Genomic DNA, 14,111 nt, shown 5'->3' on the forward strand with positions numbered 1-14,111 from the left:
TATTGTTCTCTCCACGTGCAGGGTTGGTGTTGGTATTGCGGGGCGTTTCAGTGCGCCTCTAGAAGTGGGTCGAGCGCACGAACGTGCTCGACCTGCCAGCCAAGCGGAACCACGTCGCCGACCGCGAGCGCTGGATCGAGCTCGGCAATCGGTTGTTTCACGAAGAAGTCGGTCTTGCCGCAGACTTCCAGGCGCACCCGGACGTGGTCGCCCAGATAGATGAATTCGGCCACCCGCCCGGAGAAGCGGTTGACGCATTGGTCGCTCGAACCGTTGAGGCTGACGCGCTCCGGACGGATCGACAGAGTGACCGGCTCGCCGGTCTGGCCGATGTTGACCGCCAGCGCCTCGACCTTTTCCCCGCGCCCCAGCTCGACCACACAGCGCTCGCCGTTCTGGCTGAGCAGGCGACCGTTGAGGCGGTTGTTCTCGCCGATGAAGTTGGCGACGAAGGTGTTTTTCGGTTCTTCGTAGAGGGTGCGTGGCGGCGCGATCTGCTGGATCTCGCCCTGATGGAATACGGCAACGCGGTCGGACATGGTCAGGGCTTCGCCCTGGTCGTGGGTCACGTAGACCACGGTCACGCCAAGGCGCTGGTGCAGGTGTTTGATTTCCATCTGCATGTGTTCGCGCAATTGTTTGTCGAGAGCGCCGAGCGGTTCGTCCATCAGCACCAGCTGTGGCTCGAACACCAGCGCACGGGCCAACGCCACACGTTGTTGCTGGCCGCCGGACAATTGCGCCGGATAACGCGATGCGAACGCGTCGAGCTGGACCATGCTCAGGACTTTCTTGACCTTGTCGCTGACGTCGCTTTTGTTCAGGCCGCGCACGGTCAGCGGAAACGCGAGGTTTTCGGCGACGGTCATGTGCGGGAACAGCGCATAGTTCTGGAACACCATGCCGATATCGCGCTTGTGCGGCGGCACGTTGTTGATCGCCCGCCCGGCCAGGAGGATTTCACCGGCGGTCGGGGTTTCGAAACCGGCGAGCATCATCAGGCTGGTGGTCTTGCCGGAGCCGGACGGCCCGAGCAAGGTGAGGAATTCGCCCTTGCGAATGTCCAGGTTGAGGTCTTTGACGATCAGGTTCTCGCCGTCGTAGCTCTTCTGCACTCCACGAAAGCTGACCAGCACATCGCTGGCCCCTGCGTTTGATTCGACCTGGCTCATACCCACACCTTTGTTATTGATGACTGCTGTGGGATTAAGCCTAGTGGCTGCTCGCAGTCACGCAAATCGGGGCGCAGGAGAGAATCGCCTCAGCCGGATGGAAGGCCGGGGGTAGGGATTGCCCTACAAGGATGGCGCGTTTTGGCAAACCCGACGCATGAGTCGGGGCTCAAGCCGTCAGAACCGGCAAAAGCGCCTGTCGCTATTGGATATGTCGCTCAGAGGAGCTTGTGTTCCATCGCGTACTTCACCAGCTCGGCGAGCGAAGTGATGTTGAGTTTCTGCATCAGCCGCGCCTTGTGGGTACTGATGGTCTTGCTGCTCAGGGCCAGTTGCTGGGCGATGTCGTTGACGTTGGCGCCCTGGGCCAGGCGTTCGAACACCGAGAACTCGCGCTCCGACAGCAACGAGTGCAGCGGCCGCGCATCGGTCAGGCCGACTTCGAAGACCATGCGGTCGGCCAGCTCCGGGTCGATGTAGCGCCCGCCCGCCGCGACCTTGCGAATCGCCGTCAGCAGCAGCGCCGGATCGCTGTCCTTGGTCGCATACCCGGCGGCGCCGATCTTCAGCGCCCGGGCGGCCATCTGCGCCTCGTCGTGCATCGACAGCACCAGAATCGCCGGCGGATGGTTCAGCGCGCGGATCCGCGGAATCGCTTCGAGCCCGTTGACGCCAGGCATCGAGATATCCAGCAGCACCACTTCGCAGGGCACGTTACGCAGGGTTTCCAGCAATTGCTCGCCATTGCTCGCCTCCCCCACCACTTGCAGATCCTTGGCCAGGCCGATCAATTGCTTGATGCCTTCGCGAACGATGGTGTGGTCTTCGGCTACCAGTACACGGATCACTTACTTCTCCTCATCCAGTGGCACCCGCACGCTCAGCGTGGTGCCCTCGCCCGGCTCGCTGTCGAGTGACAGCTGCCCGCCCATGATCAACACCCGCTCGCGCATGCCCACCAGTCCGAAGGACGTCGGCCTGCCGGCAGCGGCGACAAATCCTACGCCATCATCGCTGACCGTCAGACACAATTCGTCGCCTTCCTGCGCCAGCGTCAGTTCCACAGTATGCGCCTGGGCGTGGCGCATGACGTTGGTCAGCGCCTCCTGAAGAATGCGGAACAGGCCGATGGCCTTGGCGTCGCTGAGCGGCGCAAGGTTGTCCGGCACCTGCACCAGACACGGAATTTGCGTGCGCGCCTCGAACCGCCGCGCCTGCCACTCGATCGCCGAGGCGATCCCGGCATCGAGGATCGGCGGGCGCAGCGCCGTCGCCACATCGCGCACCAACTGGAACAACTGGGCGATCAGGCGCTTCATGCTGTTCAGGCGTTCGTTCAGACCCGGGTCGAGTTGCGCGTAGGCCAGTTCGCACATCGACGTCTCCAGTTTCAGCACCGTCAGCATCTGCCCCAGCTCATCGTGAACCTCGCGGGCAATGCGCGCCTTTTCCTCTTCACGCACGCTTTCGAGGTGCGCCGACAGTTCGCGCAGTTGTTCGCGGGAGGCCGCCAGTTCCAGTTCGATGCGTTTGCTTTCGGTGATGTCCCAGACAATGCCGTCCCAGACATAGGAACCGCCTTCCAGCTGACGGGTGATGGCCTTGATCTCGGCCCAGCGCTGTTCGCCCTGGCGCGTGAGAATCCGGCCCTGCCACGACCAGTCGCTGTCGGTGTCCAGCGCCTGATCCTGGGTCTGGTGATAAGCGGCCCGGTCATCCGGATGCACCAGACTGCGCAGGCCCATGTCGCGATGGGCGATGGCGGCCGGCGCGTAGCCGACCAGACTTTCGCTGCCCTCACTGATGTAGGCAAAGTCGATTTGCCCGGTGACCGGTGCGCGCTCAAGACGGAACACCAGCCCCGGCACATTGGCCGCGATGCCTTGCAGCCGCGCCTCGCTTTCCTGCAACGCAGCCAGGGCACGACGGCGTTCGGTAACATCGGTGAGATAAACCACCAGGTACTCGCCATCGCGAAAACGCAGGAAGCTCAGCGACACGTCCGCCGGCAGCACACTGCCATCGGCGCGCACACAGTTGGTTTCAAAACTCAGCGGCCCTTCTTCGCTGGCCCGGGCGCGCTTCCACAGGTTGAGCCAGCGATCCATGTGCAGGCCCGGTTCGAAGTCGATCAACGGCCGGTCGATGATCGCGCCCTGTGGATAACCGAGCATGTTTTCTGCCGCACGGTTGGCGTAACGCACATGACTGTCCCAGTTGACCCAGAGAATGCCGACGGTGCTTTGATCGATGGAAAACTGAGTCAGACGCAGGGCCTCTTCGCTGGCGGCACGCAGGGCGATGTCTTCGCGCGCGTCGAACAGGCGTTGTTCAAGACTGCGTTGCTGGCGGCGTTGCCAGAAAACGATGGCCACGCAACTGAGCAGCAGCACCGCGAACAACAGACTCAGGTTCTGCCAGAAGCCCGGCGACTCGGAGAGCCGTGGGTACTTGGGTTGCAGCCACTGCGCATGCAGGCGTTCCAGATCCTTGGCCGGAATTGCGCGCAGGGCGCTTTCAACGATGCCAGCAAGCTCCGGCCAGTCGCGGCGGGTGCCGATGCGCAGCAGTTGCGGCAACCCAATGTCACCGACCACCACCAGCCCGGCAAACTCCGGTTCCGCCGACAGCCGACCGAGCTGCGCCTCATCGACCACCGCGTAGGACGCCTGCTGACTCAGCAACAGTTGCAGCGCCTGGCGCTCCATCGGTACGCCTTGCAGATTCAGGTGGGGATAGTTGCCGCGCAGGTAATCGGCGGTGACGCCGGGCATGCGCACGGCGACGCGGGTCTGGCTGTCGAGTTTTTCCAGCTCCACGGTCGCGCTGCTTTTCTGGTCGCTGACCACCAGTTGCGGCACACGCATGTACGGGTCGGAGAACTGCCACAGACGCAGCCCGCCCGGGGTCTGGGTCAGGCCCGGGGCGATGTCGATCTCGCCGTCCCGGGCAGCGGCCTCGAGTTGTGCCAGATCCTGAAAGTTGCGCCAGCTCAGCTCGACATTCAGCGCCTTGGCCAATGCTTTCATGACTTCGACGTTGGCCCCCGACAGCCGCTGCAAGCGTCGGTCGTATTGCGCGTACGGCGCCTGCAACACCAGGCCCACGCGCAATTCATTGTGCTGCGCGAGCCACTGTTGTTCGCTCGCCGACAACCGCGCGAGGTGGCTCGGTGGCGCAGGCGCCGCCCAGCCCATCAAGGGAAACGCCAGACAGCCGATAACCCACAGGCAGCAAAAACGCATCATTGAAGTCTCATACACTGACAAATTCTGACCAACCCATTAGGCTGCCGGGATAACTTCTGGCCTGGAATAACCGATGCCCCCTGTCTATCGCCTGGCAATGCCAGCATTGTGCCTGTCGCTGATCCTGCCTTGTGCGTTTTCCGTCGAAGCCGCGGATCCGGCACCCACCCCCGCCGAAGAAAAACCGGCCGAACGACAGCCTCTGCTTGAGCGTAGTCAGGAAGAAGCCGCGGCACTCGAACGCAAGGTTCCGGCCCAGGAACAACAGCAACTGCAAGCGGGCAGCGACACCTTCCTCGCCCTGTGGAAACCGGCCAACACCGCCGAACCCAAAGGCGCGGTGATCCTCATTCCCGGTGCCGGCGAAACCGCAGACTGGCCCCAGGCGATCGGCCCGTTGCGCCGCAAGTTGCCGGACGTCGAGTGGAGCAGCCTGAGTATCACCCTGCCCGATCTGCAAAGCGATGCCATCGCACCGCGCGTGGTCGAAGCACCCGCCGCGCCGAAAACCGTCGACCCAGGCAGCAAGGATTCGACCACCGCCGAGCCGATCGAACAAGCCGCCGGTGGCGAAGCCGATGTGGCCGACAAGGTCGTGGCTGAATCCACCGAAGAACAGTCCAAGGCCGACGCCGAGCGAATCTTCGCCCGCATCGACGCGGCACTGGCCTACGCAGAACAACAGAGCGCGCGCAGCATCGTCGTCCTCGGTCATGGCACCGGCGCTTACTGGGCGGCGCGCTACATGAGCGAGCGACAAAGCTCGCAAGTCGAGAAGCTGGTGCTGGTAGCCGCGCAGACGCCGGCCAAGGCCAAACCGGAGCTGGTGGAACTGACGCCGACCCTGAAGCTGCCGACGGCGGACATCTTCTACATGGATAAGGCGCTGGACCGCAACGCGGCACTGGAACGCCTGCAGGCGAGCAAGCGGCTGAAGACGTCCGCGTTCAGTCAGGTCGCACTCAAGGCCCTGCCAGACAACAAGGCCGAGCAGGAGCAATTGTTCCGCCGGGTGCGTGGCTGGTTGAATCCGCAAAGCCCGGACTGAAGAGCCGGGACTGTCAAAACGCAGACAAAAAAAATCGCAGCCCAACGCTGCGATTTTTTTATGCCTAGCGAAAATCCCGCCGTTCGCGAATCAACGTGTAGGCATTGTGCAATTCGCGGGTCCTCTCGGTGGCCTCGCGCACCTGCGCCGGCGTGGCACCTGTCCCGGCCACCTTGTCCGGGTGATGCCGGCTGAGCAGGCGTCGATAGGCACGCTTGATCTGCGCCGGTTCGCTGGTGGCCGATACGCCGAGCAGGCGCATCGCTTCCTGATAGCTCACCGCCGCGCTGACGATCGGACGCTTGTGCGGCTCGTAGTCCGCCGCCAGCGCCTGGATCTGGTGCGTCGTCCAGCCCAGCCACTTGCCCCACTGCGCCAGCAATTCACGCTCGCTGACACCAGCCCGGCCATCGGCCCAGACCATTCGCCAGCAGGCGCGCAACACGCCTTCGGCCGCATGGGGTTGAGCACTCAAGCGACGCAGATAACCGCGCAGATTGTCGTTGCCGGACTTGCCGCGATTGAACGCGGCAATCGCCCGGCGCTGTGCCGGCTCGCTCATTTCCAGCGAGCGCATTTCCTGACGCGCCTGCTGAATGTGACCGTCCGTGACCCGCCCGTCGCTCTTGGCCAGACGCCCGAGCAACACGAACAACAATTCGTCGTTGCGCAGCATCGGCCGCCCGCCGAGTTTTTCCCGCAAATGCCCCCAGCTCTGTAAATGCAGGCGTCGATCCAGCGCCTGCCCCAACAAAGCCCCAAGCATGGCCCCCGGAATGCTGGCGATAGCAAAACCCGCTCCGGCTCCAATCAGAGTCCCTGGCCACAACATATCAGCGACTCGCTTCTATCAAGGCTTCAGCTTCGGCCAGACGCTCGTGCGTACCGACATCGACCCAGTGACCTTTCAACCGCTCGCCAGTCACCTGCCCATCCGCCATGGCTTTTCGCAGCAGCGGCGCCAGTTTGAAGGCACCGTCAGTGCAGCCGTCGAACAACTGCGGATGCAGGACGGCGATGCCGCTGTAGGTCAGGGTCGCCGCATCGGCCTGGCCATCACGCACCTGGCCGTCGGTCAGGGTGAAGTCGCCTGTCGGGTGATGGGCCGGGTTGTCCGCCAGCACCAGATGCGCCAGGCCGTTGATCGGCTGATGCAGCACGCTGAAGTCGTAATCGGTCCAGATGTCACCGTTGACTACCAGAAACGCGTCGTCGCCCAACAGCGGCAAGGCGCGGAAAATGCCGCCGCCGGTTTCCAGTGGCTCGCCCTCCGGCGAGTACTGGATCGACACGCCGAATTGCGAACCATCGCTCAGATGATCTTCGATCTGCTGTCCCAGCCAGGCATGGTTGATCACGATCTCATTGAAACCGGCCGCCGCGAGGGCACGCAGGTGGTATTCAATCAGCGGCACGCCGCCGGCGCGCACCAGCGGTTTCGGGGTGGTCAGGGTCAGCGGGCGCATGCGCTCGCCTTTGCCCGCCGCCAGAATCATTGCCTTCATGCCGTCACTCCGCCACGCAGGCTCGCGAGCAGTGCCTGCAGATCCGCAAGCTCGGGACGGCGAGCGATGACCGCTTCTATATAAGAAAAGAAACGCGGCACATCGCCGAGGTAACGCGGCTTGCCATCGCGATGGCTGATGCGGGCGAAGATGCCGATGACTTTCAGATGGCGCTGCACGCCCATCAGGTCGCTGGCACGCAGGAACTCTTCGAAGTCCGGCTGCACCGGGATGTTCAGCGCCGACGCCTGCTGCCAGTAGCTTTCCAGCCAGCCGCGCACACGTTCTTCAGGCCAGCTGAGGAAGGCGTCCTTGAACAGGCAGGTCACGTCGTAGGTCACCGGGCCATACACGGCGTCCTGGAAATCCAGCACGCCGGGATTCGGCTCGCTGAGCATCAGGTTGCGCGGCATGTAGTCACGGTGCACCAGCACTTTCGGCTGGGCCAGGGCGCTGTCGATCAGCAGATCGCTGACCTTTTGCCACTGCTGCTGTTGGGTAGCATCGAACTCGACGCCCAGCTCGCGTTTCACGTACCACTCGGGAAACAGTTCCAGCTCGCGGCGCAACAACGCGACGTCATAGCTCGGCAGCGGTGCCACCATCGGCAGCTGCTGAAAAGCCAGCAGCGCTTGCAGGGCATCGCTGAATAACGCGTCGGCATTTTCGCTGTCGATCACGTCCAGATAAGTCTTGTTGCCCAGGTCATTGAGCAAAAGAAACCCGCGTTCGAGGTCCTCGGCATAAATTTTCGGCACGTTGATGCCGGATTTCGCCAGCAAAAAGGCGATATCCACGAACGGTTTGCAGTTTTCCTGAGGCGGCGGCGCGTCCATCACGACGAAGCTGCGACCCGCGCCTTCCCAACGGAAATACCGGCGGAAACTCGCGTCGCTGCTGGCCGCGGTCAACGTGGCCGGGGGTACGGCTCCCCAGCCCTGATCGGCAAAAAGGGTTGCCAGCTGTTCATCGAGCCAAACTTTCAGGTGTTGCAAGCGTACATCTTGATCAGGCATTGCAAGGGTCTCCGACGGCGCTAGCCGTCAAGCGGGTCATGCTTTATTATCCAGCATCTTTTTCAGACCATCGAGAGGCGTGCGGCCCACACCGCGGGCAGATGGCACGCAGGAAGCCCGGACTAATAAGATGGCATTGAAATCCCCCGCGTTTCGTAAAAAATTTCCGTTGTTGGTAACCGGCAGTCTGCTGGCTATGCAACCTCTGGCCAGTTCATTCGTTGTTGCCGCCGAGCAGTATGACTGCGCCGTCTCGGCAACGGGAGGCTGGGCCTGCTCGCCGAAGACGCCGGCCGCTGCCTTGCCGCCGCGTCCCGTGCATGACGGCAGTGCCGTCAGCGCCGCCGGCGAAGCCCCGGCCGAGAGCGGCTCCACTGCGGAGTCCGGGCCCAAGCCGGTACTGGTTACCGAGTCCAAGGGCCGTGGCCTGAAATCCCGTAGCGAAGACTACAGTCACCTCGACTGGGTTCCGCGCGAGAAGCTCACCGCCGCCCAACTGGCCGAAACCGGTCCTTACTGCTCTGGTTCCTATATCGAACCGATTCGTCCTGGCATGAATGACAAGACGAATAAAAGTGACGCCCCGACCTTCATCGGCGCCAAGGCGTCGCGTTATCAGCAGGATTCGCAGGTCGCGAGTCTGGCCGGTGACGTGGTCATGCGTCAGGGCAGCATGCAGGTCGAAGCCGACGAGGCCAACCTGTATCAAGCCGAAAGCCGTGGCGAACTGGCGGGCAACGTGCGCATTCGCGACAACGGCGCGCTGATCGTCGGCGACCACGCCGATGTACAGCTGGACACCGGTGAAGCCAAGGTCGACAACGCCGAATACGTGATGCACAAGTCGCGCATCCGCGGTAACGCGCTGTACGCCAAGCGTGCCGAAAACGCGATCATCCGCCTGAAGGACGGCACGTACACCACGTGCGAACCGAACAGCAACGCCTGGCAGCTCAAGGGCAACAACATCACCCTGAACCCTGCCACCGGTTTCGGTACCGCGACCAACGTGACACTGCGGGTCAAGGACATTCCTGTCCTGTACACGCCGTACATCTACTTCCCGATCGACGACCGTCGTCAGTCGGGCTTCCTGCCGCCGACCATCGGCACCGGCAGCGACACCGGCTTCATGCTGGTCACCCCGTACTACTTCAACCTGGCGCCGAACTACGATGCCACGTTGTATCCACGCTACATGGCCAAGCGCGGCATGCTGATGGAAGGCGAATTCCGTTACCTGACCAAGTCGAGCGAAGGTCAGTTCGGTGCGGCGTACCTCAACGACGAGGACGACGAGCGCAAGGGTCAGACCGACTACGACAAGACCCGCTACATGTACAACTGGCAACACAAGGGTGGTCTCGACTCCCGCGTGTTCACCCAGGTGGATTACACCAAGATCAGCGATCCTTATTACTTCCAGGATCTGCAGACCGACCAGATCGGCGTGAAAAGTGCCGACTACGTGAACCAGCAGGGCTCGGTCACCTATCGTGGCGACAGCTACACCGCCCGTTTGAACGCCCAGGCGTACCAGCTGGCAACCGTATCGAACATCACACCGTATGACCGCCTGCCGCAGATCACCTTCAATGGCAAGCTGCCATATCACCCGGAAGGCCTGGACTTCAATTACGAGACCGAGCTCGTCCGGTTTGATCGCGATCTGAAAAGTGGCAATTTCATCAACGAGGATGGAACATCGGAGCGTCGTCTCGACTCGAACGTTTTCGGCCTCGCTCGCGCCAATGGCGACCGTTTGAATCTGAAGCCAGGCGTCAGCCTGCCGATGAACTGGACCTATGGTTTCCTGAAGCCGTCGCTGAAGTACCAATACACCCAGTATCAACTGGATCTGGATGGTCAAGGCAAACGCGACATTGCGACGCAAAATGCCGAGCAAAACAAACTCAACGGCACCTTCGACAGCAACCAGAGTCGCGGCGTACCGATCGCCAGCGTTGACGGTGGCCTGTACTTCGACCGCAATACGTCCTTCTTTGGCAAGAACTACCGCCAGACGCTTGAGCCGCGCATGTTCTACCTCTATGTACCCAAGGTGGATCAGGAAGACATTCCGGTATTCGACTCCAGCGAATACACCTTCAACTACGCATCGCTGTTCCGTGACAACCGCTTCTCCGGCGCCGACCGTGTTGGCGACGAGAACAAGCTGTCGCTGGGCGTGACCAGTCGCTGGATCGAAGACGACGGTTTCGAGCGTCAACGCATCAGCGTCGGCCAGGCTCTGTACTTCAAGGATCGCGAGGTTCAACTTCCAGGCATCGCGTTCAACGATCGGGATGACGCCAAGGCTAATGTTTCGCCTTACGCACTGGAATACGAATACCGCTGGAACCGCGACTGGCGCACCACTGCCGATTACAACTGGGATCCGGACAGCCGCAGCCCGCGATCCGGCAGCGCGATGTTCCACTACCAGCCTGAAGACAACCCGAACAAGGTGGTCAACCTCGGCTATCGCTATCGCAACGACCAGGTCCGTTACGACCAGAACACCGGTAAATGGTCGGTGGGTGGTGGTGACTACGGCACTCCGGGCCAGCCTGGCTACGTGAAGGACTACTACAAGATCCAGCAGCATGACTTCTCGGTCATCTGGCCGATCGTTCCACAGTGGAGCGCGATCAGCCGCTGGCAGTACGACTACAACCGCAATCGCACGCTGGAAGCCTTCGGTGGTTTCGAATATGACAACTGCTGCTGGAAACTGCGCCTGATCAACCGTTACTGGGTCAGCTATGACGAATTCAGTCAGAACGCCCCGGAAAACGAAAAAGGCGACCACGGCGTCTTCCTCCAAATTGTTCTGAAGGGACTCGGCGGCCTCACTGGCGCCAAGGTAGAGAGCTTCCTCGACAAAGGCATCCAAGGTTATCGTCAACGTGAAGACCAAGCTTTCTGATTGTCTGCGCCCGCTGATGCTGGGCGCGCTGTTCCTGGGTACCGCGGCCAACGCCGCGGTGCAGTCCATCGATAAAGTGGTGGCCATCGTCGACAACGACGTGGTCATGCAGAGCCAGCTGGATCAACGCGTCCACGAAGTTCAGCAAACCATCGCCAAGCGTGGCGGCGGTCTGCCGCCTCCGGGCGTACTGGATCAACAGGTGCTCGAGCGCCTGATCGTCGAAAACCTGCAACTGCAGATCGGCGAACGTTCCGGTATCCGCATCACCGATGAAGAGCTGAACCAGGCTGTCGGCACCATTGCCCAGCGCAACAACATGACCCCGGAACAGTTCCGCATCGCCCTGTCTCGCGATGGCCTGTCCTACGAGGACGCTCGCGAGCAGATCCGTCGTGAAATGGTCATCAGCCGTGTGCGTCAGCGCCGCGTGGCCGAACGCATTCAGGTATCGGAACAGGAAGTGAAGAACTTCCTCGCCTCCGACCTGGGCAAGATGCAACTGTCCGAAGAGCTGCACCTGGCCAACATCCTGATTCCGACCCCGGAAAGCGCCAACTCCGAAGCGATTCAGAGTGCTGCACGCAAGGCGATGGACGTTTACCAGCAGCTCAAGCAAGGCGCTGACTTCGGCCAGATGGCCGTGGCCAACTCCGCCAGTGACAACGCCCTGGAAGGCGGCGATATGGGCTGGCGTAAAGCCGCTCAACTGCCACCGCCGTTCGACCGTGAACTGAGCAGCATGACGGCTGGCGATATCACTCAACCAGCACGCACCCCGGGTGGCTTCATCATCCTTAAGCTGCTGGAAAAACGTGGTGGCGAAAGCCAGATGCGCGACGAAGTGCATGTACGCCACATTCTGGTCAAGCCGAGTCCGGTTCGCGACGAAGCCAAGACCAAGGAACTGGCTCAGTCGCTCTACAACCGCATCGAAGCCGGTGAAGATTTCGCCGAACTGGCCAAGAAGTATTCGGAAGACCCGGGCTCTGCCCTCAACGGCGGCGACCTGAACTGGATCGACCCGAACGCACTGGTACCGGAATTCCGCGCAGTGATGGCCAAGTCCCCGCAGGGTCAGCTGTCCAAGCCGTTCCAGACCCAGTACGGCTGGCACGTTCTGGAAGTCCTTGGCCGTCGCGCCACCGACAGCACCGAACAGGCCCGGGAGCAGCAAGCGATGACTGTACTGCGTAACCGCAAATACGACGAAGAGCTGCAAACCTGGCTGCGTCAGATCCGTGACGAAGCGTACGTAGAGATCAAACTCCCTGGTGCAGACCAGGCAGCGCAGTGAAACCCAAGCGTTTCGCGCTGACACCCGGCGAACCGGCCGGCATCGGTCCCGACCTGTGCCTGCTGCTCGCCTCGCAAGCCCAGCCACACCCCCTGATTGCCATCACCAGCCGCGACCTGCTCCAAGAGCGGGCCGCGCAGTTGGGGCTGGCCGTCAGTTTGCTGGAAGTTGCGCCTGACCACTGGCCGGACGCTCCGGCGCCCGCCAACAGCCTGTACGTCTGGGACACCCCGCTCAGCGCCCCCGTGATCGCCGGGCAACTGGACAAGGCCAACGCCGCATTCGTCCTCGAAACCCTGACCCGCGCCGGCAATGGCTGTCTGAACGGCGACTTCGCCGGAATGATCACCGCCCCGGTGCACAAAGGCGTGATCAACGAATCGGGCATCGCATTTTCCGGTCACACCGAATTTCTCGCCGACCTGACTCACACCGCCCAGGTAGTCATGATGCTCGCCACCCGCGGTTTGCGCGTGGCGCTGGTCACCACTCACCTGCCCTTGCGCGACATCGCCGATGCGATCACGCCGGAGCGGCTGGAGCGGGTCACGCGAATTCTGCACGCCGACCTGCAACAAAAATTCGGCATCGCCCAGCCGCGTATCCTGGTCTGCGGGCTCAACCCGCACGCCGGTGAAGGCGGACACCTGGGCCATGAAGAAATCGACATCATCGAACCCACATTGGAGCGCCTGCGCGGCGAGGGCATGGACCTTCGTGGCCCGCTGCCTGCCGACACTCTGTTTACCCCCAAATATCTGGAGCACTGCGACGCAGTGCTGGCGATGTACCACGACCAGGGCCTGCCCGTGCTGAAATACAAAGGCTTCGGCGCTGCGGTCAACGTGACCCTGGGCCTGCCGATCATCCGCACGTCGGTCGACCATGGCACCGCCCTGGATCTGGCCGGCAGCGGCAAGATCGACACCGGCAGCCTGCAAGTCGCCCTGGAAACCGCCTACCAGATGGCCGAGACCCGTTTATGACCGAGCAATACCAACACAAGGCGCGCAAACGCTTTGGCCAGAACTTCCTGCACGATGCCGGCGTCATCGACCGCATCCTGCGCTCCATCAGTGCCAAGGCCGGCGACCGCATGCTGGAAATCGGGCCGGGCCAGGGCGCATTGACCGCCGGCATCCTCAACTCCGGCGCACAGCTGGACGTAGTAGAGCTGGACAAGGATCTGATCCCGATCCTCAACCAGCAGTTTGCCAACAAGAGCAATTTCAACCTGCATCAGGGCGATGCGCTGAAGTTCGATTTCAACAGCCTGAACGCTGCGCCGAACAGTCTGCGCGTGGTCGGCAACCTGCCGTACAACATCTCCACGCCGCTGATTTTCCACCTGCTGAACAACGCCGGCATCATCCGCGACATGCACTTCATGCTGCAGAAGGAAGTGGTCGAGCGTCTGGCCGCAGGTCCTGGTGGCGGCGATTGGGGCCGTCTGTCGATCATGGTTCAGTACCATTGCCGGGTCGAACACCTGTTCAACGTCGGCCCGGGCGCGTTCAATCCGCCGCCGAAAGTCGACTCGGCGATCGTCCGTCTGGTACCGCACGCAGTGCTGCCGCATCCAGCCAAGGATCATCGCCTGCTCGAACGCGTGGTGCGTGAAGCCTTCAACCAGCGTCGCAAGACCCTGCGCAACACCCTCAAGCAGTTGCTGAGCAACGCCGAAATCGAAGCCGCCGGCGTCGATGGCAGCCTGCGCCCCGAGCAACTCGATCTGGCCGCGTTCGTGCGCTTGGCCGACAAGCTCGCCGAACAGCCGGCGAAAGCACCTGAAGCCTACTGACCGGCAATGATCGCTATCGGGCGGGACGCCAACTCTGGTCTACTGCCCGATACTTGCCTAGACTGAATCCCAATCAGCTACGCCCCGCGTCCCGC

11 protein-coding genes are annotated in these 14,111 nt (G+C 62.0%); 5 read left to right on the forward strand and 6 right to left on the reverse strand.

What is annotated here, in order from left to right:
- Nucleotides 1–47: 47 nt before the first annotated feature.
- From LOY31_RS26405 to LOY31_RS26415, 3 genes are all read right to left on the reverse strand, one after another.
- A complete protein-coding gene (locus tag LOY31_RS26405) occupies nt 48–1,172 on the reverse strand; it encodes an ABC transporter ATP-binding protein (protein WP_007959931.1) in 1,125 nt (374 codons plus the stop codon).
- A 218-nt stretch (nt 1,173–1,390) separates the two neighbouring features.
- A complete protein-coding gene (locus tag LOY31_RS26410; protein ID WP_011336200.1) occupies nt 1,391–2,020 on the reverse strand; it encodes a response regulator transcription factor in 630 nt (209 codons plus the stop codon).
- Complete coding sequence (locus LOY31_RS26415) at nt 2,021–4,420, reverse strand: PAS domain S-box protein (protein WP_085609097.1); 2,400 nt, start codon at nt 4,418–4,420, stop codon at nt 2,021–2,023.
- A gap of 73 nt (nt 4,421–4,493) precedes the next feature.
- Here LOY31_RS26415 and LOY31_RS26420 point away from each other — a divergent pair, with 73 nt between their 5' ends.
- Nucleotides 4,494–5,468, forward strand: coding sequence for an alpha/beta hydrolase family protein (locus tag LOY31_RS26420; protein ID WP_221534136.1), 975 nt, complete (start codon nt 4,494–4,496; stop codon nt 5,466–5,468).
- A gap of 64 nt (nt 5,469–5,532) precedes the next feature.
- On the opposite strand, the gene LOY31_RS26425 is transcribed toward LOY31_RS26420, so the two are convergent.
- The 3 genes from LOY31_RS26425 to LOY31_RS26435 are packed head-to-tail and all read right to left on the reverse strand — an operon-like array spanning nt 5,533 to nt 7,989.
- The gene (locus LOY31_RS26425) at nt 5,533–6,300 is read right to left on the reverse strand and encodes a TerB family tellurite resistance protein (RefSeq protein WP_115079403.1); all 768 of its coding nucleotides are present in this window, start codon (nt 6,298–6,300) and stop codon (nt 5,533–5,535) included.
- A gap of 1 nt (nt 6,301) precedes the next feature.
- On the reverse strand, nt 6,302–6,973 hold the full coding sequence (gene murU, locus LOY31_RS26430) for an N-acetylmuramate alpha-1-phosphate uridylyltransferase MurU (RefSeq protein WP_221534135.1): 672 nt from the start codon (nt 6,971–6,973) through the stop codon (nt 6,302–6,304).
- Complete coding sequence (locus tag LOY31_RS26435) at nt 6,970–7,989, reverse strand: aminoglycoside phosphotransferase family protein (RefSeq protein ID WP_221534133.1); 1,020 nt, start codon at nt 7,987–7,989, stop codon at nt 6,970–6,972. Before LOY31_RS26435 ends, murU begins: the two co-directional genes overlap by 4 nt.
- A gap of 130 nt (nt 7,990–8,119) precedes the next feature.
- Here LOY31_RS26435 and LOY31_RS26440 point away from each other — a divergent pair, with 130 nt between their 5' ends.
- Genes LOY31_RS26440 through rsmA form a run of 4 tightly spaced genes read left to right on the forward strand, consistent with a single transcriptional unit; the run spans nt 8,120 to nt 14,016 of the window.
- Nucleotides 8,120–10,918, forward strand: a complete 2,799-nt coding sequence (locus tag LOY31_RS26440) for an LPS-assembly protein LptD (RefSeq protein WP_221534131.1) — start codon at nt 8,120–8,122, stop codon at nt 10,916–10,918.
- Nucleotides 10,899–12,215: a peptidylprolyl isomerase SurA gene (gene surA / locus LOY31_RS26445; RefSeq protein ID WP_007959918.1), complete on the forward strand. Its 1,317-nt coding sequence runs from the start codon at nt 10,899–10,901 to the stop codon at nt 12,213–12,215. The genes LOY31_RS26440 and surA overlap by 20 nt, the downstream gene beginning before the upstream one ends.
- On the forward strand, nt 12,212–13,201 hold the full coding sequence (gene pdxA, locus LOY31_RS26450) for a 4-hydroxythreonine-4-phosphate dehydrogenase PdxA (RefSeq protein WP_085609092.1): 990 nt from the start codon (nt 12,212–12,214) through the stop codon (nt 13,199–13,201). Before surA ends, pdxA begins: the two co-directional genes overlap by 4 nt.
- On the forward strand, nt 13,198–14,016 hold the full coding sequence (gene rsmA, locus LOY31_RS26455) for a 16S rRNA (adenine(1518)-N(6)/adenine(1519)-N(6))-dimethyltransferase RsmA (protein ID WP_221534129.1): 819 nt from the start codon (nt 13,198–13,200) through the stop codon (nt 14,014–14,016). Before pdxA ends, rsmA begins: the two co-directional genes overlap by 4 nt.
- Nucleotides 14,017–14,111 lie beyond the last annotated feature (95 nt).

The sequence above is a fragment of the Pseudomonas sp. B21-021 genome (genome assembly GCF_024749205.1).
GTDB classification, from domain to species: domain Bacteria; phylum Pseudomonadota; class Gammaproteobacteria; order Pseudomonadales; family Pseudomonadaceae; genus Aquipseudomonas; species Aquipseudomonas paraglycinae.